17 protein-coding genes are annotated in these 18482 nt (G+C 69.1%); 14 read left to right on the top strand and 3 right to left on the bottom strand.

Annotated elements, in window-relative coordinates:
• Position 1 precedes the first annotated feature (1 nt).
• From moaA to KVS69_RS13225, 10 genes are read left to right on the top strand one after another with little or no spacing between them, the layout of a single operon-like run.
• The gene (gene moaA, locus KVS69_RS13270; RefSeq protein ID WP_217538468.1) at positions 2 to 1027 is read left to right on the top strand and encodes a GTP 3',8-cyclase MoaA; all 1026 of its coding nucleotides are present in this window, start codon (positions 2 to 4) and stop codon (positions 1025 to 1027) included.
• Positions 1027 to 1515: a cyclic pyranopterin monophosphate synthase MoaC gene (gene moaC / locus KVS69_RS13265; protein ID WP_254622175.1), complete on the top strand. Its 489-nt coding sequence runs from the start codon at positions 1027 to 1029 to the stop codon at positions 1513 to 1515. Before moaA ends, moaC begins: the two co-directional genes overlap by 1 nt.
• Positions 1512 to 2102 (top strand): NTP transferase domain-containing protein, encoded by a 591-nt coding sequence (locus KVS69_RS13260; RefSeq protein WP_217538464.1) that lies wholly within the window; start codon positions 1512 to 1514, stop codon positions 2100 to 2102. Before moaC ends, KVS69_RS13260 begins: the two co-directional genes overlap by 4 nt.
• Positions 2099 to 2344 (top strand): MoaD/ThiS family protein, encoded by a 246-nt coding sequence (locus KVS69_RS13255; RefSeq protein WP_208856145.1) that lies wholly within the window; start codon positions 2099 to 2101, stop codon positions 2342 to 2344. The genes KVS69_RS13260 and KVS69_RS13255 overlap by 4 nt, the downstream gene beginning before the upstream one ends.
• Entirely contained in the window at positions 2341 to 2808 is a 468-nt protein-coding gene (locus KVS69_RS13250) for a molybdenum cofactor biosynthesis protein MoaE (protein ID WP_217538462.1), read from the top strand. Before KVS69_RS13255 ends, KVS69_RS13250 begins: the two co-directional genes overlap by 4 nt.
• 60 nt (positions 2809 to 2868) lie before the next feature.
• Positions 2869 to 3513, top strand: a complete 645-nt coding sequence (paoA, locus tag KVS69_RS13245) for an aldehyde dehydrogenase iron-sulfur subunit PaoA (RefSeq protein ID WP_093535663.1) — start codon at positions 2869 to 2871, stop codon at positions 3511 to 3513.
• On the top strand, positions 3510 to 4460 hold the full coding sequence (locus KVS69_RS13240; protein ID WP_095363963.1) for a xanthine dehydrogenase family protein subunit M: 951 nt from the start codon (positions 3510 to 3512) through the stop codon (positions 4458 to 4460). Before paoA ends, KVS69_RS13240 begins: the two co-directional genes overlap by 4 nt.
• Before the next feature lie 3 nt (positions 4461 to 4463).
• Positions 4464 to 6662, top strand: a complete 2199-nt coding sequence (paoC, locus tag KVS69_RS13235; protein WP_217538460.1) for an aldehyde oxidoreductase molybdenum-binding subunit PaoC — start codon at positions 4464 to 4466, stop codon at positions 6660 to 6662.
• Positions 6659 to 7690 (top strand): XdhC family protein, encoded by a 1032-nt coding sequence (locus KVS69_RS13230; RefSeq protein ID WP_217538458.1) that lies wholly within the window; start codon positions 6659 to 6661, stop codon positions 7688 to 7690. The genes paoC and KVS69_RS13230 overlap by 4 nt, the downstream gene beginning before the upstream one ends.
• On the top strand, positions 7690 to 8286 hold the full coding sequence (locus KVS69_RS13225) for a nucleotidyltransferase family protein (protein WP_254622174.1): 597 nt from the start codon (positions 7690 to 7692) through the stop codon (positions 8284 to 8286). Before KVS69_RS13230 ends, KVS69_RS13225 begins: the two co-directional genes overlap by 1 nt.
• Before the next feature lie 10 nt (positions 8287 to 8296).
• On the opposite strand, the gene KVS69_RS13220 is transcribed toward KVS69_RS13225, so the two are convergent.
• The gene (locus KVS69_RS13220; RefSeq protein ID WP_217538455.1) at positions 8297 to 13051 is read right to left on the bottom strand and encodes an ATP-dependent helicase; all 4755 of its coding nucleotides are present in this window, start codon (positions 13049 to 13051) and stop codon (positions 8297 to 8299) included.
• 130 nt (positions 13052 to 13181) lie between these two features.
• Between KVS69_RS13220 and KVS69_RS13215 the strand changes: the two genes are divergently transcribed.
• Both KVS69_RS13215 and pip read left to right on the top strand, forming a co-directional pair.
• The gene (locus KVS69_RS13215) at positions 13182 to 13628 is read left to right on the top strand and encodes a hypothetical protein (protein WP_217538453.1); all 447 of its coding nucleotides are present in this window, start codon (positions 13182 to 13184) and stop codon (positions 13626 to 13628) included.
• Positions 13629 to 13677: 49 nt separating this feature from the next.
• Positions 13678 to 14640 (top strand): prolyl aminopeptidase, encoded by a 963-nt coding sequence (gene pip / locus KVS69_RS13210; RefSeq protein ID WP_217538451.1) that lies wholly within the window; start codon positions 13678 to 13680, stop codon positions 14638 to 14640.
• Here pip and KVS69_RS13205 read toward each other — a convergent pair.
• The gene (locus KVS69_RS13205; protein ID WP_217538449.1) at positions 14616 to 15746 is read right to left on the bottom strand and encodes an alkene reductase; all 1131 of its coding nucleotides are present in this window, start codon (positions 15744 to 15746) and stop codon (positions 14616 to 14618) included. The genes pip and KVS69_RS13205 overlap by 25 nt on opposite strands.
• 126 nt (positions 15747 to 15872) lie before the next feature.
• On the opposite strand from KVS69_RS13205, the gene KVS69_RS13200 reads away from it, so the two are divergent.
• A complete protein-coding gene (locus tag KVS69_RS13200) occupies positions 15873 to 16793 on the top strand; it encodes a LysR family transcriptional regulator (RefSeq protein ID WP_217538447.1) in 921 nt (306 codons plus the stop codon).
• Positions 16794 to 16848: 55 nt separating this feature from the next.
• A complete protein-coding gene (locus tag KVS69_RS13195) occupies positions 16849 to 18072 on the top strand; it encodes a patatin-like phospholipase family protein (RefSeq protein ID WP_217538446.1) in 1224 nt (407 codons plus the stop codon).
• Between the two features lie 15 nt (positions 18073 to 18087).
• Here KVS69_RS13195 and KVS69_RS13190 read toward each other — a convergent pair.
• Positions 18088 to 18482 (bottom strand): hypothetical protein (locus KVS69_RS13190; RefSeq protein WP_217538444.1); only part of this gene is annotated, 395 nt, incomplete at its 5' end.

Below are 18482 nucleotides of genomic sequence, written 5' to 3'. Positions count from 1 at the left end.
GATGAGCGTCCACGCACCCCTCCTGGATCGCCGCAACCGCCCCCTGCGCGACCTGCGCATCTCGGTCATGGACCGCTGCAATTTCCGCTGCACTTACTGCATGCCGGCGGCGACCTATGGCGAGGACTATGCCTTCCTGCCGCCGGAGGCGCGGCTGAGCTTTGATGAGATCGAGCGCGTGTGCCGCCAGGCCGCGTCGCTGGGGGTGAGCAAGCTGCGCCTGACCGGCGGCGAACCGCTGCTTCGCCCGCAGTTGCCCGACCTGATCCGGCGCCTGCGTCGCATCGACGGCATCGACGATATCGCCCTGACCACCAACGGCGTGCTGCTCGACCGGCAATCGCAGGCATTGGCGGATGCGGGCCTGGACCGGGTCACGGTCAGCCTGGACACGCTGGATCCCGCGCTGTTCCGCCAGCTCAGCGGCGGGCGTGGCGACGTGGACGCCGTGCTGCGCGGGATCGACGCGGCCTGCGCCGCTGGCTTCCGTGACGGGGTCAAGATCAACGCCGTGCTGCAGCGCGGGCTCAACGACGCCGGCGCGCTGGCGCTGGTCGAACGCTTCCGCGGCAGCAGCGTGGTGCTGCGCTTCATCGAGTTCATGGACGTGGGCAACCGCACCGCCTGGTCAGTGGACAGCGTGGTCAGCTCGCAGGAACTGCACGCGCGCATCCACGCCCGCTGGCCACTGATGGCGTTGCCGCCGCGCCATCCGGGCGAAGTCGCCACCCGCTACCGTTTCGTTGATGGGGGCGGTGAAATCGGCCTGATCTCGTCCATCACCACGCCCTTCTGTGGCGACTGCACGCGGGCGCGCCTTTCCTCCGAAGGCCAGCTCTACACCTGCCTGTTCGCCACCCGTGGTACCGACCTGCGCGGCCTGCTGCGCGCCAGCGCGGACGACGCCACCCTGCGCGCGGTGCTGGCGGGGGTGTGGTCGGCCCGCAACGACCGTTACAGCGAACTGCGCGGCCGCCCGGCGTCAACGCCAGGACGCCGCATCGAAATGCACTACATAGGTGGATGATGGAACCCAACCCTCCCCTGCTCTCGCACCTGGATGCCGATGCACGGCCGCGCATGGTCGATGTGGGCGGCAAGACCGCCACCGACCGCGTTGCACACGCCCAGGCCCGGGTGCGCTTCCCGCCCGAGGTCGCCACCCAGCTGCGCGAGGCCGGCTTCGTGCTGCCCAAGGGCGCGGTGCTGACCGTGGCCCACATTGCCGGGGTGATGGGCGCCAAGGTCACCTCGCAGTTGATTCCGCTGTGCCACCCGCTTGCCCTGCAGCGCTGCGATATCACCATCGAGATGGAGGGCGACAGTGCGGTGATCGACTGCACGGTCGCCTGCCACGGCACCACCGGGGTCGAGATGGAGGCCCTGACCGGGGCCAGCATTGCCGCGCTCACGCTGTATGACATGTGCAAGGCGCTGTCGCACGCCATCGTGATCGAGCAGGTGCGGCTGGTGGCCAAACGCGGCGGCAAGTCCGACCTGGCGTACCCGTCATGAACGCACCGCTGTCTGCCCTGCTGCTGACCGGCGGTGCCAGCCGCCGCATGCAGGCCGACAAGGCACTGCTCGACTATGCCGGACAGCCACAGCTGCTGCGTGCCTGGGCACTGCTCAGGCATGTAGAGGTGGTGCAGGCCTTCGTCTCGCTTCGCCCGGACCAGCGCGGCGAAACGCTGAGGGGCAGCCTGCCAACCTTGGTGGACAGTGTCGACAGCGTGGGTCCCGTCGCTGGCATCCTCTCCGCGCAGCAGGCGTTCCCCGGTCATGCATGGCTGGTGATCGCCTGCGACCTGCCCCTGCTGGATGCGCGCACGCTGCGCGCGCTGGTGGCGGCCCGGCAACCCATGAAGGACGCCACGGCGTTCGTCAGCCGCCACGACGACCTGCCCGAGCCGCTCTGTGCGATCTGGGAACCCTCCTCCGCGCCGCTGCTGCGCGAGCGCTTCGACGCGGGGAACTACTGCCCGCGCAAAGCGCTGCTGCAGTTGCAGATCCACGCGCTGCCCTCGCCTGGCAGTGCCCTGGACAACGTCAACACCCCCGGCGAGCTGCTGCAGGCACGCCAACAACTGGAAACCAGCTGATGCCCCAGGTGGAACTCAATTACTTCGCGCAACTGCGCGAACAGGCCAACAGGGGCGCCGAACGCGTGGAGACCGACGCCGATTCGCTGGGCACGCTCTACGCGCAGCTGCAGGCCAGGCATGGCTTCACCCTGCCGGCGTCCACGCTCAGGGTAGCCGTGAACGAGCGCTTCTGTGGATGGGACCACCCGCTGCAGGACGGCGACACCGTGGTGTTCATCCCACCGGTCAACGGCGGATGAGCGGGTTCTCGGTAAGCGCGGTGGGGCTGGATGTGCCGGCGCTGCGCTCGGCCCTGCAGAATCCCGCGCACGGCGCGTTCTGTGCGTTCGAAGGCTGGGTGCGCAACCGCAACGACGGCCGCGATGTGGAAGGCCTGGAATACGAGGTGTACGCCGCCCTGGCGCAGAGCGAGGGCGAGACCATCCTGGCCGAAGCCCGCGAGCGCTTCGGCGATATCGATGCGATCGGGGTCCACCGCAGCGGACGCCTGGAGGTAGGCGAGCTGGCCGTGTGGGTCGGCGTTTCCTCGCCCCACCGCGACGCCGCCTTCGGTGCATGCCGCTACATCATCGATGCGATCAAGCACCGGCTGCCGGTCTGGAAGAAAGAGCTGTACGTGGAAGGCGACAGCGAGTGGGTGGTCTGCTCGCACGGCGGCAACCCCCATTCACATGGCGCTTCACCGCATGCCGACCACCCCTGAACCATCATCATCGTACCGATCCCGTGAGCCAGGCTGCAGCAGCCAACGAGGAGCCACACCATGAGCACGCCCCCCCAGCTTTCCCTTTCCCGCCGCGACGTGCTGAAACTCGGCGCCGGCTCGGCCACCAGCATGGTCATCCCCACCGTGGTCGCAGAAGCCCAGGGAAACACCGCCGGCGCACGCGCGCCGGTGACCGCCGAGGTGGCCTTCGAGGTCAACGGCAAGCCGCGCACGCTGCAGCTGGACACCCGCGTCACCCTGCTGGATGCACTGCGCGAGCACCTGCACCTGACCGGCACCAAGAAAGGCTGCGACCACGGCCAATGTGGTGCCTGCACGGTGCTGGTGGACGGCCGCCGCATCAATGCCTGCCTGACCCTGGCGGTGATGCACCCGGGCGCGAAGATCACCACCATCGAAGGGCTGGGCGCCCCGGACAAACTGCACCCGATGCAGGCTGCGTTCGTCAAACATGATGGCTACCAGTGCGGCTACTGCACCCCCGGGCAGATCTGCTCGGCGGTGGCGGTGCTGCAGGAAGTGCGCGACAACATTCCCAGCCACGTCACCGATGACCTCGGCGCCCGCGCCACGCTCAGCGCCGATGAGATACGCGAACGCATGAGCGGCAACATCTGCCGCTGCGGCGCCTATTCCAACATCGTCGAAGCGATCGAAGACGTCGGAGGAACGCGCGCATGAGGGCCTTCACTTACGAGCGTGCCACTACGCCGGCCGAAGCGGCCGCTGCCGCGGCCCGCACCCAGGGCGCGCGCTTCATTGCCGGCGGCACCAACCTGCTGGACCTGATGAAGCTGGAGATCGAAACGCCGGCGCACCTGATCGACGTCAACGGGTTGTCGCTGGATACCATCGAAGCCACTGCCGAAGGCGGCCTGCGCGTCGGTGCATTGGTACGTAACACCGACCTGGCGGCCGACCCGCGCATCCGTCGCGACTACGCCCTGCTCACCCGCGCGCTGGTCGCCGGCGCCTCCGGCCAGCTGCGCAACAAGGCCACCACCGCCGGCAACCTGCTGCAGCGTACCCGCTGCCCGTATTTCTACGACACCGCGCAGCCGTGCAACAAGCGCCTGCCGGGCAGTGGCTGCGGGGCCATCGGCGGGATCAGCCGGCAGCTGGCAGTGGTTGGCGCCAGCCCGGCCTGCATCGCCACCCATCCCAGCGACATGGCGGTGGCGATGATGGCGCTGGACGCGGTGGTGGAAACCATCCGCCCGGACGGCTCCAGCCGGCGCATCCCGCTCAATGACCTGTACCGCGCGCCCGGCACCACGCCGCAGGTGGAAACCGTGCTCGACAAGGGCGAATTGATCGCCGCTGCGGTGCTGCCTGCTCCGCTTGGCGGGACCCACATCTACCGCAAGGTGCGCGACCGCGCCTCGTACGCGTTTGCGCTGGTGTCGGTGGCGGCGGTGGTCCAGCGCGACGGCAGTGGTCGGGTCGCCCTGGGCGGTGTGGCATACAAGCCCTGGCGCACGCCGGAAGCCGACGCGCTGTTGCCGCAGGGCGCGGCTGCTGTCATGGCCTCGCTGCTGAAAGGCGCGACGCCCTCGTCACAGAACGCCTTCAAGGTGCAGTTGGCCGAACGCACGCTCGCCGCCGTGCTGCTGGAGGCGAAGGGATAAGCCATGAGATTCGACACGCCTGCAGGAAAGAATCCGATCGACCAGCTCAAGGTGGTCGGCCAGCCGTTGAATCGTATCGACGGTCCGCTCAAGACCACCGGCCATGCCCCGTATGCCTACGAACGCCACGACGCGGTGGCCGCGCCGGCATACGGCTACGTGGTCACGGCCGGCATCGCCAAGGGCCGGGTCAGCAGCATGGAACTGGATGCCGCACGCCGCTCCCCGGGGGTGCTGGCCATCGTCACCGCCGACAACGCCGGGCCATTGCAGAAGTCGCAACGCAATACCGCCGCGCTGCTGGGCGGGCCGGAGATCTCGCACTACCACCAGGCGCTGGCGCTGGTGGTGGCCGAGACCTTTGAACAGGCGCGCGCCGCGGCCGGCCTGGTCAAGGTTCGCTACACCACGCAAAAAGGCGCTTACGACCTGGCCGCGGCGAAGAAGGCCGGCACCAACTTCCAGAAGACCGACCCGGACGCGCGCGTGGGCGATTTCGAGAAGGCCTTCGGCGAGGCACCGGTCACCTTGGACGCGCTCTACCACACCCCCGACCAGTCGCACGCGATGATGGAGCCGCACGCCACCCTTGCCGCGTGGGAAGGCGACAAGCTCACGGTGTGGACCTCCAACCAGATGATCGACTGGGGCAAGACCGACCTGGCCAAGACCCTGGGACTGCCGAAGGAGAACGTGCGCCTGGTTTCGCCGTACATCGGCGGCGGCTTTGGCGGCAAACTGTTCGTCCGTTCGGACGTGCTGCTGGCGGCATTGGGTGCGCGCGCAGCGAAGCGCCCGGTCAAGGTCGCGCTGTCGCGCCCGCAGATCGCCAACAACACCACCCATCGTCCGGCCACGCTGCAGCGCATCCGGCTGGGTGCCACCGCGCAGGGGACGCTCACCGCGATCGGTCACGAATCGTGGTCGGGCAACCTGCCCGGCGGCTCCCCCGAAGAAGCACTCCAGCAGACCAAGCTGATGTATGCAGGCGCAAACCGGCTGGCCGGGTTGCGCCTGGCGCACCTGGACCTGCCGGAAGGCAACGCCATGCGCGCGCCGGGCGAAACCCCGGGGCTGATGGCGCTGGAAATCGCGATGGATGAAATGGCCGAGAAGCTCGGCCTGGATCCGGTCGAGTTCCGCATCCGCAATGACACCCAGGTGGACCCGGCCAATCCGGAACGACCCTTCTCCAAGCGCCAGCTGGTGCAGTGCCTGCGTGACGGTGCGCAGCGCTTTGGATGGGACAAGCGCAATGCGCGCCCCGGCCAGCAGCGCGATGGCCGCTGGCTGGTGGGCATGGGCGTTGCCGCCGGCTTCCGCAACAACCTGGTGATGAAGTCGGGTGCGCGCGTGCGCCTGGATGCCACGGGCCAGGTCACGGTGGAAACCGACATGACCGACATCGGCACCGGCAGCTACACCATCCTGGGCCAGACCGCCGCAGAGATGCTGGGCGTGCCCCTTGAGAAGGTGACGGTGAAGCTGGGCGATTCCAGCTTCCCGGCCTCGGCGGGTTCCGGCGGCCAATGGGGCGCCAACAGTTCCACTGCCGGCGTGTTCGCGGCGTGCACCAAGCTGCGCGAGGCGGTAGCGACGAAACTGGGATTGGACCCGGCCACCGCGACCTTTGCCGACGGCCAGGTCAGCGCCGGCGGCAAGCGCTTCGCGCTGGGCAAGGCCGCAGCCGACGGCGAGCTGGTGGTGGAAGACACCATCGAGTTCGCCGAACTGGAAGAGAAGTTCCAGCAGTCCACCTTCGCCGCGCATTTCGTCGAAGTAGGCGTGGATGTCGCCACCGGCGAAAGCCGGATCCGGCGCATGCTGGCGGTGTGCGCCGCCGGGCGCATCCTCAACCCCAAAACCGCGCGCAGCCAGGTGATCGGCGCCATGACCATGGGCGTGGGCGCGGCCTTGTCGGAAGAGCTGGCGGTGGACACGCGGCTGGGCTTCTTCGTCAACCACGACCTGGCCGGCTACGAAGTGCCCGTGCATGCCGACATTCCCCACCAGGAGGTGGTGTTCCTGGACGAGACCGACCCGGTGTCGTCGCCGATGAAGGCCAAGGGCGTGGGCGAGCTCGGCCTGTGCGGTGTCAGTGCGGCGGTGGCGAATGCGATCTACAACGCCACGGGCACCCGCGTGCGCGAATATCCGATCACGCTGGACAAACTGCTGGCCGGGCTGCCCGCGCTGGGATGAGTGCCGGCCTGGCCAGTACGCCCCTGGATGCCGAGGACGGTAACCCCGGCCTCGTGTTCGAGGCGACCCTCGATGCCCTGCGCGAGGGTCGCCGCGCGGCGCTGGCGGTGGTGTTGGAAACCGAAGGTTCCACCTATACGCGCGCCGGCACGGTGGTGCTGTTTTCCGATCACGGTCACGTCGGCTGGCTCAGCGGTGGCTGCCTGGAGCCGGAGATTGAACGCCACGCGATGCAGGCCGTGGACGACAACAGCTTGGCATGGATGGAGATCGATACCCGCGACGATGACGCGTTGTTTGCCGGCAACGCGGTGGGCTGCCGCGGGCGGCAACGGGTGGTGTTGATTCCGCTGGCGTCGCTTGCCGGCATCCACAGCGTGCTTGATCCGTGGCTGCGGGCAGAGGAGACGCTGGAGCTCAGGCTGCACGGTGACGGAACGCTGCAATGGCGTTGTGGCGACATGGGCCTTTCCCATGGCATCGCCAGTCCGCCGGTCGACTGGGAAGCGCCTCGCCGGGAGTGGCAGCTGCAATGGCGGCGTGCGCCGAGCGTGGTCGTGTTGGGCGCGGGCCCGGAGGCCGCGCCGTTGCTGCCCCTGCTGGTGGGCCTGGGATGGCGGGTTGAGGTGCGTGAGCCGCGCCCGCGGTGGCAGGGGCGGCTTGCTGCTGTCGTGCCACCCGCCCAACGGTCCGGTGTTAGCGCGGGTTCGTCCACCGATTTCCGCACGCGGTGGACCAACGGGCCATTTCCGGATGCGGTGCTGGTGATGCACCACAATTTCGAGATGGACCGGGAAGCATTGGACGCCCTGGCGGCCACCTCGATTCCCTTCATCGGATTGCTGGGGCCGGGGCGAAGGCGCGACGACCTGTTCAAACTGCTGTCCCCGCAAGCACGGGCAGCGCTGTCCCCCCGCCTGCGTTCGCCGATCGGGCTGGGGCTGGGTGGGCGGGGGCCGGAGGCCATTGCACTGAGCATTGCCGCCCAGCTGCAGGCATGGCGGCACGGCGTGCCGGAAGTGCCGTGATGAACGCCCATGCCGCCGTGGTGCTCGCCGCAGGCGCGAGCACGCGGCTGGGCCGCCCTAAACAGCTCCTGCGCCGCGATGGCGAGACCCTGCTGCACCGCATGGTCCGGTTGGCAGCAGGCACCGTACCTTCGGTGCTGGTGGTGGTGCTGCCCGAGGCGTCTGGACCGCTCACCGATGCGGTGGCCGACCTCGAATGCGTGCAGGCGCTCAATCCACAGCCGCAGCGCGGCATGGGCAGCAGCCTGGTGGTCGCTGCGCCGATGGTCCAGGCCTCCGCACGGGTGCTTGTGGTCGCCTGCGACCAGCCCGCGTTGGAGGCTGCGCATCTGCAGGCGTTGCTGGACAGTGCCAGCCAGTCAACCTCAGGCTGCGCGGCCACCCTGTTGCTGGGCACGCTCGGCGTGCCGGCGGTGGTGCCCGGCGCGTGGTTCGCCGATCTCGCCGACGGCCAGGGTGACAGCGGCTTCCGCGCACGGCTGCGCGCGCTCGAACCCGGAACGGTCGGCGTGCTGCACGCCCCTGCCCTCGCGCTGGATATCGATACCCCGGACGATCTGCGCGCCGCGCACGAGCTCGGCCTGATCGACGACTGACGCCGTGGCTTCAGGGTTGCCAGTCGAGCCCGCGTGGCGCGCTGGAGAAACCCGCTGCCCGCAGTGCCTCGGTCACCGCGTCGCGCTGGATGGGCGCATCGTCGATCAATTCCAGGGTGAACGTCATCCGCCGCCCGCGTCGCAGTGCGATGACCAGCGCCTGGGCGGCCGCGGTCAGCGCCGCGTCTTCGCCAGGCGCGCCCGGCTCGAACCACGTCAGCAGTTGCCGCCCGCCCTGGGCCAGGTACATGCGCAGGCGCCCGCCGCCGATCACCACCAGTGCACCGGGCCGTCGTACCGGCCGCTGTGACACGCGGTGCGCCGGCCATGGCAGCACCGGACCGAACGGATTGGCAGGGTCCGCCGCGGACAGTCCCACGCTGAACCCGACCCGCCCGGGCTGCTGCGCCTCGGCCACCTCACGCAGGGCATCGACCATGCCACGCTCAGCGAACTGTGCGCCGCCCATCCCGTCCACGAACCGCCCGCGCAGCACCCGGCCGGCATCCTCCATGCCGCGATAGACCTGCACCAGCGCGGGGAAACCCCCGGCGATGCCTTCGGCAATGGCCGCGCCGCGCGTCACGATACCGTGGCGCTCCAGCAGCCCGTTCGCCAGCGCGACCGCACGCACCGTATCGCTGACCAACGGCCGCTGCAGCAGCGACCATCGACCCGCGAGCGTAGGCGTGGCCAACGTGGTCGCCATCGGCTGCAGGCCGCCCGCAGCGCCGAGCGGATCCATCATCGCCCTGCCCCGCGCGTAGCGGTTCTGTCGCGCAGAGGTCGTCGCCCGCGGGCGCGCGGGTCGCGAGGCCGACAGGTGCCGCAGCGGCGTCCACAGATCGGTGGTCACCCGACCGGCCCATGCCAGTTCCCACAGCGCCGTGTGCAGCGTCTCGGCATCCACCACGACATCGTCCACGCCGGCAGCAGCCAGGCGCGCCTGCACCGCAGTGGCCAGTTGGCGTGCAAAGAACGCACCGCCATCGGACATTACCGTCAACAGCGCGGCCTGCAGGGGCGAAGGTTCGATCGCCTGCACGACAGGCAGCGTTTCGCCCATGCCCTCCTGCACGTGAAGCGACACCAGACCGTCATCCTCGCCCAGGCGGCCATGACCCACCCACGCCACCGTGCCGGTCGCCAGCAGCTCGTCCAGCATCGTCGGGGTGTAGTCGGCTACCCGTGCCGACAGAATCTGGTGCTCCCACGCCGACACCGGCATCGGAACGCCGGCCAGCAGCTCGATCACGCGCAGGACGCCATCGCCACCTTCCAGTGCGCCGTGCGCAGGTACCGCGCTGGAGCGCGATGCCACCGTCGCGTCGGCCACCAGCCCATGCCGCTCCAGCAGCAGCGCTGCATACGCCTCACGGCTGGCCGGACGGGTCGCTTCACGCGCGGCCTGCAGCGAGCGCAGGCGCAGGCGCTGGAACACCGCTTCGCCCACCCATTCGCGGCGCGCCAACGGAACCGTTGCAGCATCGGCGCCGTCGTCGCGCGCGTTCCCCGCGCCGAAATGACCACTGAGCACCTTGCCCTGTCCGGCCAGATGCTCCAGCGCCGCATCCACCACGGCCACGCCCAGCCCCCAGTGGCGGGCTGTATCGCCCGTGGTGAACGCCGCATGGGTGCGCGCGTAGCGTCCAAGCAGCTCGCCCAACGGGTCGCTGGAAGGCTGCAGGAACACGGCGGGTATGCCGCCTGGCAGTTCAACGGCGAGCGCATCCCGCAAGCGGGCGGCGTCCTCCACGGCGGCCCAGACCGGCCGCCCGGCCACCTGGACGGAAACGATGCGCTGCTCGCCCTGGAGCGAACGCAGATGCGTGCCGACGCTGTCTGCATCGATGAGGCGCGCTGCGATGTCCGTCGCGCTCAGCGGGCCCAGCTCGCGCAGCAGGTCGGCAAGCCCTTCCCTGCCGTTCGCCTGCCGCCCCGGTGCCAACCGCTGCAACTCCAGCGTCACCTGTTCCACAACGGCGGGATCAAGCAGTTCACCCAGATCCACCTGGCCGAGCAGGTCACCCAGCAGCCCGGCATCCAGCGACAGCACCGACGCGCGGCGCTCGGCCAGCGGCACATCGGTGCCATACATGAACTCGGCCACGTAGCCGAACAGCAGGTTGGCGGCAAACGGAGACGGCACCTCGGTGGTGACCTCGGCAATCTCGATGCGGCCGTCGGCCAGACGCTGCATCAGCGTGTCCAGCGCATCCAGGTCGTAGACATCCTGCAGGCACTCGCGCGCCGCCTCGATCAGGATCGGGAATTCCGGATAGCGCTGCGCGATGGCGAGCAGCTCGGCGGCGCGCAGGCGCTGCTGCCACAGCGGTGAGCGCTTTCCCGGCTTGCTTCGCGGCAGCAACAGGGCCCGCGCCGCGCACTCGCGGAACCGTGCGGCAAACAGCGCTGAACCGCCCACGGCCAGCGTCACCTCACGGCGCAGCCGTTCGGGCTCGAACAGGAACAGCTCGGCGCCGGGCAGCCGCCCAGACGAATCGGGAATGCGCACGATGATGCCGTCATCGCTGGCCACCACCGCCGGGTCCACGCCCCAGCGCTCCTGGATGCGCCCTGCCAGTGCCAGCGCCCAGGGATCGTGGATGCGCCGTCCATAGGGCGAATGCAGCATCACCCGCCAATCGCCGGATTCGTCACGGCACCGTTCCACCACCAGCCGGCGGTCGGTCGGCAGCACGCCGGTTGCCGCGCGCTGCTCATCCAGCAGGCCAATGATGTTGGCGATCGCATTGGGCTGCAGACCCGCACCCTGCAGCCGCGTGAGCAACGCCGGCGCAAGCGTGTCGTTCCCCGCTTCGGCGTCCAGCGCGGCCAGGAACGCGCCCACCGCCTCACCCAGTTCCGCCGGGCGGCCCACGCCTTCGCCCCGCCAGAACGGCAGCCGTGCCGAGCGCCCGGGCGCGGGCGTGACCACAACCTGGTCATGGGTGATCCGCTCGATCCGCCAGGAAGTGGCGCCCAGCGTGATCACGTCATTCACCCGTGATTCGTGGACCATTTCCTCGTCCAGCTCGCCGACCCGGCGCGAGCCGGCACGTTCTTCGCCTTCGGGCAGCATCACGCTGTACATGCCACGGTCGGGAATGGTCCCGGCGCTGGTCACCGCCAGCTGCTTGGCCCCCGGCCGTGCGCTCAGTTCACCGCTCTGCCGGTTCCACACCAGGCGCGGGCGGAAGCCGGCGAAGTCGTCGGACGGGTAGCGCCCGGCCAGCATGTCCAGGGTGGCATCGAACGCACTGCGCGGCAGGCTGCGGTACGGCGCCGCGCGACGCACGCGCGCATACCAGGCGTCGACATCCAGCGGCTCCATCGAGGCCGCCGCCACGGTCTGCTGGGCCAGCACGTCCAGCGGGTTGCGCGGCGGATCCACCGCTTCGATGCGCCCTTCCAGCATCCGCTCGATCGCCACGGTGGCGTCGATCAGGTCACGTCGCGTGCGCGGGTAGACCAGCCCGGTGGAGGTACCGCCGACCTGGTGGCTGGCCCGGCCGATCCGCTGCAGCGCACTGGCCACCGACGGCGGCGCCGCGACCTGGATCACCAGGTCCACCAGCCCCATGTCGATGCCCAGCTCCAGGCTGGAGGTCGCCACCACGCAGCGCAGCGAACCGTCCTTGAGCGACTGCTCGATGTCGCGCCGCTGTTCCTTGGAGACCGAGCCGTGGTGGGAGCGCGCGATCAGCTCTGGGCTGGCCACCACCCGCGACACGGTGCTGCCGGTGAACGAGCCGTACTGCTCGGGTACGGGCGCGGCAGGCGGCTGGCCGGCCGCGCGTGCGGTGCGTTCGGCATGCAGTTCGTTGAGCCGCGCGGTCAGCTTCTCGGCCACCCCGCGTGAGTTGGCGAACACGATGGTGGAGCGCCGCGCCAGCACCTGGTCGAGGATGCTTGCTTCCACGTGCGGCCAGATCGAGCCCACCCGTCCGCTCGGCTCGCGTTCCGCGCCCGGCCCTGCGTGCGGTGGCAGGTCCGCCATGTCCTCCACCGGCACGACGATGCTGACGTCCAGCTTGCGCGGGCTGGCCGGGTCGACCACGGTGACCGGCCGGTCGCCACCCAGGAACCCCGCCACCTGCTCCACCGGGCGCACCGTGGCCGACAGGCCGATGCGCTGCGCGGGCACCTGCAGCAATGCGTCCAGCCGCTCCAGGCTGAGCGCCAGATGGGTGCCGCGTTTGCTGCCGGCCACCGCATGGATTTCATCCACGATCACGGTATCGACTTCGCGCAGGGTCTCGCGCGCCTTCGAGGTCAGCATCAGGAACAGCGATTCGGGCGTCGTGATCAGGATGTCCGGCGGCCTCCGCAGCATTCGCGCACGTTCAGCCACGGGAGTGTCGCCGGTGCGGATGCCGACCGTCAGCGCTACCGCGGGATCGCCCCGCCGTTCCCGCTCGGCGTCCACGCCCTGCAACGGCACCTGCAGGTTGCGCTGGACATCGGCGCCAAGCGCTTTGATCGGCGACAGGTAGAGCACACGGGTGCGGCGCGGCGCCGCCTTCGACGCGCCGGCGCGCGCGGCCTCCTGCTGCCGTGCGCGGTATAGCTGGTCGATGGCGTGCAGGAACGCCGCCAGGGTCTTGCCCGATCCGGTCGGCGCGATCACCAGCGTGTGCTCGCCCGCACCGATGGCGCGCCACGCCGCGGTCTGTACCGGGGTGGGCGTGGGAAACGCCGAGGCGAACCAGGCGCTGGTGGCGGGTTCGAACAACGTCAGGGCGGCAGCGGGCGAAGGCGTCATGGCTGCCCACCTTACCTGCCGCTGCGTAGAAATACCGATCACGGCCGCGCAGATTTTCCGATGCGGCCGACCCTTTTTCATGCAAGGCTCACGCTGGGTTGTTCCCTCGGCCAACAGCGGAGCGTCCAGCATGAATCCGCAGGCGATCAGAAGCACCCTGGCGGTGGTGTTGATCGCCCTGTGCGCGCTGCCTGCCCCGGATGCGCCTGCGTATGCGCAGTTTGCTCCGCTCCTCATGCCGAACGCGAACCAGGCACCGCGGCCGGAGCCGGCCGAGCGCTGGCGGCTGGAGTTCCACGACGCAGCCGATTCAGACGGCATCATCAGCTTCCGCCTGTGGGTACAGGAAGAGTCGCCGATGCACGTCGATGTTCCCATCCGCAAGGGCGAGTCAGACCGCGAGATCGCGCGTGCCGCCCGCGATGCACTGGCGAACCGGCTTGGCGAACGCTATGCGGCCGTCGTCGTGGACGGTGAGGATGTCGTCATCACGGCGCAGCGCGGCTCACCGCGCTTTACCGTGGAACTGCTGCGCGATACCGCACGGGATGTCGATGTCGACGTGGACCGCGACTGACTGATGCCTGGGCTATCCTTGCCAGGCACCCGTCCCAAGGTTTTTCGCCATGCGCACGCTCTATCCGCCGACCACCCCGTTCCGCGAGCACCACCTCCCGGTCGATGACCTGCATACGCTGTATGTGGAGGAATGCGGAACCCCAGGCGGCATCCCGGTGGTGTTCCTGCATGGCGGCCCCGGCGCAGGCGTATCGCCGACGCACCGGCGCTTCTTCGATCCGGCGCGTTACCGGATCGTGCTGATCGACCAGCGCGGCAGCGGCCGCTCCACGCCGTTCGGCGAACTGCGCGACAACACCACCGCGCATCTGGTGGCGGATATCGAAACCGTGCGTGCCCGGCTGGGCATCGAACGCTGGCTGGTGTTCGGTGGCTCGTGGGGTTCCACGCTGGCACTGGCGTATGCGCAGGCGCACCCCGACCGTGCCACCGGCGTGATCGTCCGCGGCGTCTACCTGGGCCGTGCAGAAGAGAACCGCTGGTTCAATGAAGCCGATGGCGGTGCGCGCTGGGTGTTTCCCGAGCGCTGGGCGCGCTATGCCGCCCATCTGCCGGAGGAAGCGCACGGCAACATGATTGAAGCCTATTGGCAACGCCTGGACAGCGACGACAGCGCCACCCGCATCGCGGCCGCGCAGGCCTGGCTCGGCTGGGAAGACTTCGCCGCCACGCTGGTGCACGAGGTCAATGCCGTGTCCGACGCCGACCCGCAGGAGACCCTGGCCAAGGCGCGGATCGAGGCGCACTACTTCCGCCACAACGCCTTTCTCGAACACGGCCAGCTGCTGCGCGACATCGACCGCATCCGCCACCTGCCCGGGGTGATCGTGCAGGGGCGCTACGACATCATCTGCCCGCCGCGCAGTGCCTGGGACCTGTCCCAGGCATGGCCGGAAGCGAAGCTGGAGATGGTGCTCTCCGGCCACAGCGCGACCGAGCCGGCCACGGTGGACGCGCTGGTGCGCGCCACCGATGCGTTCGCCGATCAGGCCGCGGCGTACGCCGGGTAATCGGTGTAGCCCTTCGCGCCACCGCCGTAGAATGTGGTGCGGTCCGGGGTGTTGAGCGGCCAGCCGTTCTGCAGGCGTGCCACCAGGTCCGGGTTGGCGATGAACGGCGTGCCGAAGGCCGCGAGGTCGATCAGGCCGGCGTCGATCAACTGCTCGGCGCGTGCACGGTCCAGCCCGCCGGCGAGGATCAACGCGGTGTTGGGCAGGTTGCCCTTGATGGTGCGCAGCAGGCCCTGGAAGCCACCTTCGGCGCCGGGGTCGACCACCACATCGCCCACCTTGAACCCGGACTGGTCCATCAGGTGGACGAAGGCCAGCCCACGCTCGCCGATGGCCTTGCTCAGCACGCCGTAGGTTTCGTCGATGCCGTCGTGCAACGGCATGTCGAACAGCTGCCCGTAGGGCGACAGGCGGATGCCGGTGCGCGCCGCACCGATGCGGGCCACCACCGCGTCGATCACCTCCAGGGTGAAGCGCAGGCGGTTTTCCATGGTGTCTGCCGCGTACTGGTCGGTGCGGTCGTTGACCAGCGGGTTCATGAACTGCTCGAACAGGTAGCCGTTCGCGCCGTGGATTTCCACGCCGTCGAAGCCGGCGTCGATCGCATTGGCCGCCGCCTGCGCGAACTCACCCACGATGCGTGCGATCTCGTCGGTGGCCAGCTGGCGCGGCGCCGGCGGCGCGATCAGCGCGGGGTTGCCGGCATCGTCAAGGCCGAACGCCTGCGCGCCCACCGGCTGCTTGGAGCTGGCGCTCACCGGCAGGCGGCCGTCGGCCTGGATGGTCGGGTGCGAAACCCGGCCCACGTGCCAGAGCTGGGCCACGATGCGGCCGCCCACGGCATGTACCGAGTTGGTCACCAGGCGCCAGCCCTCGATCTGTTCCGGGCGGAAGATGCCCGGGTTGAACAGGTAACCCTGCCCTTCCTGCGAGATGGGGGTGCCTTCGCTGACGATCAGGCCGGCGGTGGCGCGCTGGGCATAGTAGAGCGCGATGCGCTCGTCGGCGATGTCGTTGGGCGCGCGGGCGCGGGTCAGCGGGGCCATCACCACGCGGTTGCGGAGCGGCGTGCCGGCGAGATCGAACGGGGTGAACAAGGACGTCATTGCGGTGTTCCTGGGGAGGGGCCCGCCAGTGCGGGCAGGTCTGCATGCTAGGCAGATGCCGATACAGCTACAATCCAGCCAACGGGCAAATCACAATTGCTCAAATGGCATTTATGGAGCAAACCCATGCAGCTCAAGGCCCTGCGCTACTTCCTGATGGTGGCCAGTACCAGCAGCTTCCTGGCCACCGCCCGGCATTTCCGTGTACCGGCCTCCTCGGTGTCGCGCTTCATCGCCGCGCTGGAAAAAGACCTGGGCCGCCAGCTGTTCTACCGCAGCACCCGCGCGGTGCGGCTCACCGAGGACGGCGAGCGCTTCCACCAGCAGGTGCGGGAGGCGATCGAGCTGCTGGATGCGGCCGTGGACGACCTGGGGCGCGATGACGGAGGGTTGAGTGGCCGGCTGCGGATCAACGCGCCGGAAGCCTTCGGGCGGCTGCACGTGGCCCGACTGCTCAACGCGCTGCAGGCCGCGCACCCGGCGCTGGAGGTCGAGCTGCAGCTCACCGATGCGTACATCGACCCGGTGCAGGAAGGCGTGGATATCACGGTGCGGATAGGGCCGCGGGTCGATTCCGGGTTGATCGGCCGGACCCTCGCCGCGCAGCAGCAGATCGTCGCAGCCAGCCCCGCCTATCTGGCCGAGCACGGCACGCCCGAAACACCGGCCGACCTGCTCGACCACCGCTGCCTGCTCTACAAGGGACAGTTCGGCAGGCAACGCTGGTACTTCCGCGAGTCACCTTCACAGCCGTTCGAAGGCATCAACGTAAGCGGTCCGCTCTGCAGCAACAACGCCGAAGTGCTGCTTGCCGCGGCCCTGGAAGGCCACGGCGTAGTGCTCTTCCCCAGCTGGCTGTACCACCGCGAAAGCTTTGCGAAGCAGCAGCTGGTGCCGCTGCTCGGGGCGTGGGAAGGCTCGGTTTCGACCGAGACCTCCTACATCCAGCTGCTGTCACCGGAGAACAAGCTGCGCTCGCGCAAGGTGCGCGAGGTGACCGCTTTCCTGCTGGAAGGCTTCGGCACCCCACCCGCCTGGGATCTGTAGAGACGCTGCGGGAATTACTGTGGAACCGGGTCCGGGTGGATGCCACGCTGGGCGCATGGATGCGATCCATGCCTACCGCCGCCTCCCGCTTCTGGCCGCTGTCCTGGCGGTGTGCCTGCTGCTCGGCGGCTGCGCCACCCTGCCCCGCACCCCGGTGCCCGCCGACCAGATCGCCTGGGCCGTGGTACCCGGCATGCCGGACGTGCGTGCCTGGGCCGGCCGGCCGAACCGCGACATGGAGCTCGACTTCGAGCAGTCCATCCGCGATGAGCGCGCGGATCAGTTTCCAGTGGCCGCCGACGGGCGCATCCACTATCCACATCTGGCCCTGTCCGGCGGAGGCGCGAATGGTGCCTTCGGCGCGGGCTTCCTCAACGGTTGGACCGCGACCGGCACCCGCCCCACCTTCAAGATCGTCACCGGCGTATCCACCGGCGCCTTGATGGCGCCCTATGCGTTTCTCGGCCCGGACCACGACCAGGCGCTGCGACGGTTCTACACCACCACCTCCGACGCCGACGTGTTCGCCGCCGGAAACCCGCTGATGGCGCTGCTGCGCCGCGATGCACTGGCGAACACCGCGCCGCTGGAGGCTCTGATCGCACGCGCCATCGACGCGCCGCTGCTGGCCAGGATCGCCGCCGAACACCGCGCCGGGCGTCGTCTCTACATGGGCACGGCAGACCTGGATTCGCGGCAGTTCGTGGTCTGGAACATGGGCCTGATCGCCACGCGCGGATCGCCCGAGGCGCTGAGGCTGTTCCGACGGGTGATGCTGGCGTCGGCCTCGATCCCGATCGCCTTTCCGCCGGTACTGATCGAGGTGGACGTGCTCGGCAAGCGCTACGACGAAATGCACGTGGACGGGTTCGTCGCCGCCAACATCTTCCTGCATGCGGGCATCATCGATCCGCAGCGGATTTACAACCGACTGTCGCGCGCACCCGCCACCTACGATACTTTCATGATCCACAACGGCCAGCTGGCTGCGGCGTCGGACCCGGCGGAGCGTTCGCTGCGCGGCATTGCCTTCCGTTCCATCGACGTCGCCGGCCGCGCCGGGATGATCGGCGACCTGTTCCGCGAGTACGCCTACGCCCGGCGCGACGGTGCGCGTTTTGCCTGGGTCACCATCGATTCGCGGCTTGCGCTGGCCGACGCCGCCAGCTTCGATCCAGCGCGCATGACCGTGCTCTACCAGGTCGGCTACGACCGGGCCCGCGAAGGCCCGGTGTGGCTGTCGCGCCCGCCCGGAATGTCGCCCGCCGACGAGCCCTGAACTTTTCCGTGCGGATCACGCCGGCGGGAACACCGCCTTGGCGTCGCGCACGAACAGGGCGCGCAGCTTGTCCCAGAAGTCGCCGCCCAGGATGAACAGACTGACGATCAGCAGCAGGTCGCCGCTCATCGCCATCAGGTGCGGGTGCTGCATGCGCAGTGACCCCGACTCCGGCACGACGTACGGGCCTATCGAGCTGAGCACGATGACCGCGATGAACAGGATCAGCCCGATCCGGTAACGCACCGGACTGACCGAGGCCGGCGGCGCGAACCGACGCAGACGTGCGCCAATCAGCGACTTCAGAAAGGCGAAGCCGGGCATGCCCATGATCGCCACCGCCAGTACCAGGAACAGCTTGGGGAAACCGAGCAGCAGCACGCCGTTGAGCGTGGTCTTCAGGCCTTCGG

It is taken from the genome of Stenotrophomonas sp. GbtcB23, from assembly GCF_019091045.1.
Lineage (GTDB): Bacteria > Pseudomonadota > Gammaproteobacteria > Xanthomonadales > Xanthomonadaceae > Stenotrophomonas > Stenotrophomonas rhizophila_A.
Note: the sequence above shows the minus strand (reverse complement) of the source record. Positions and strands in the feature narration are given on the sequence as shown.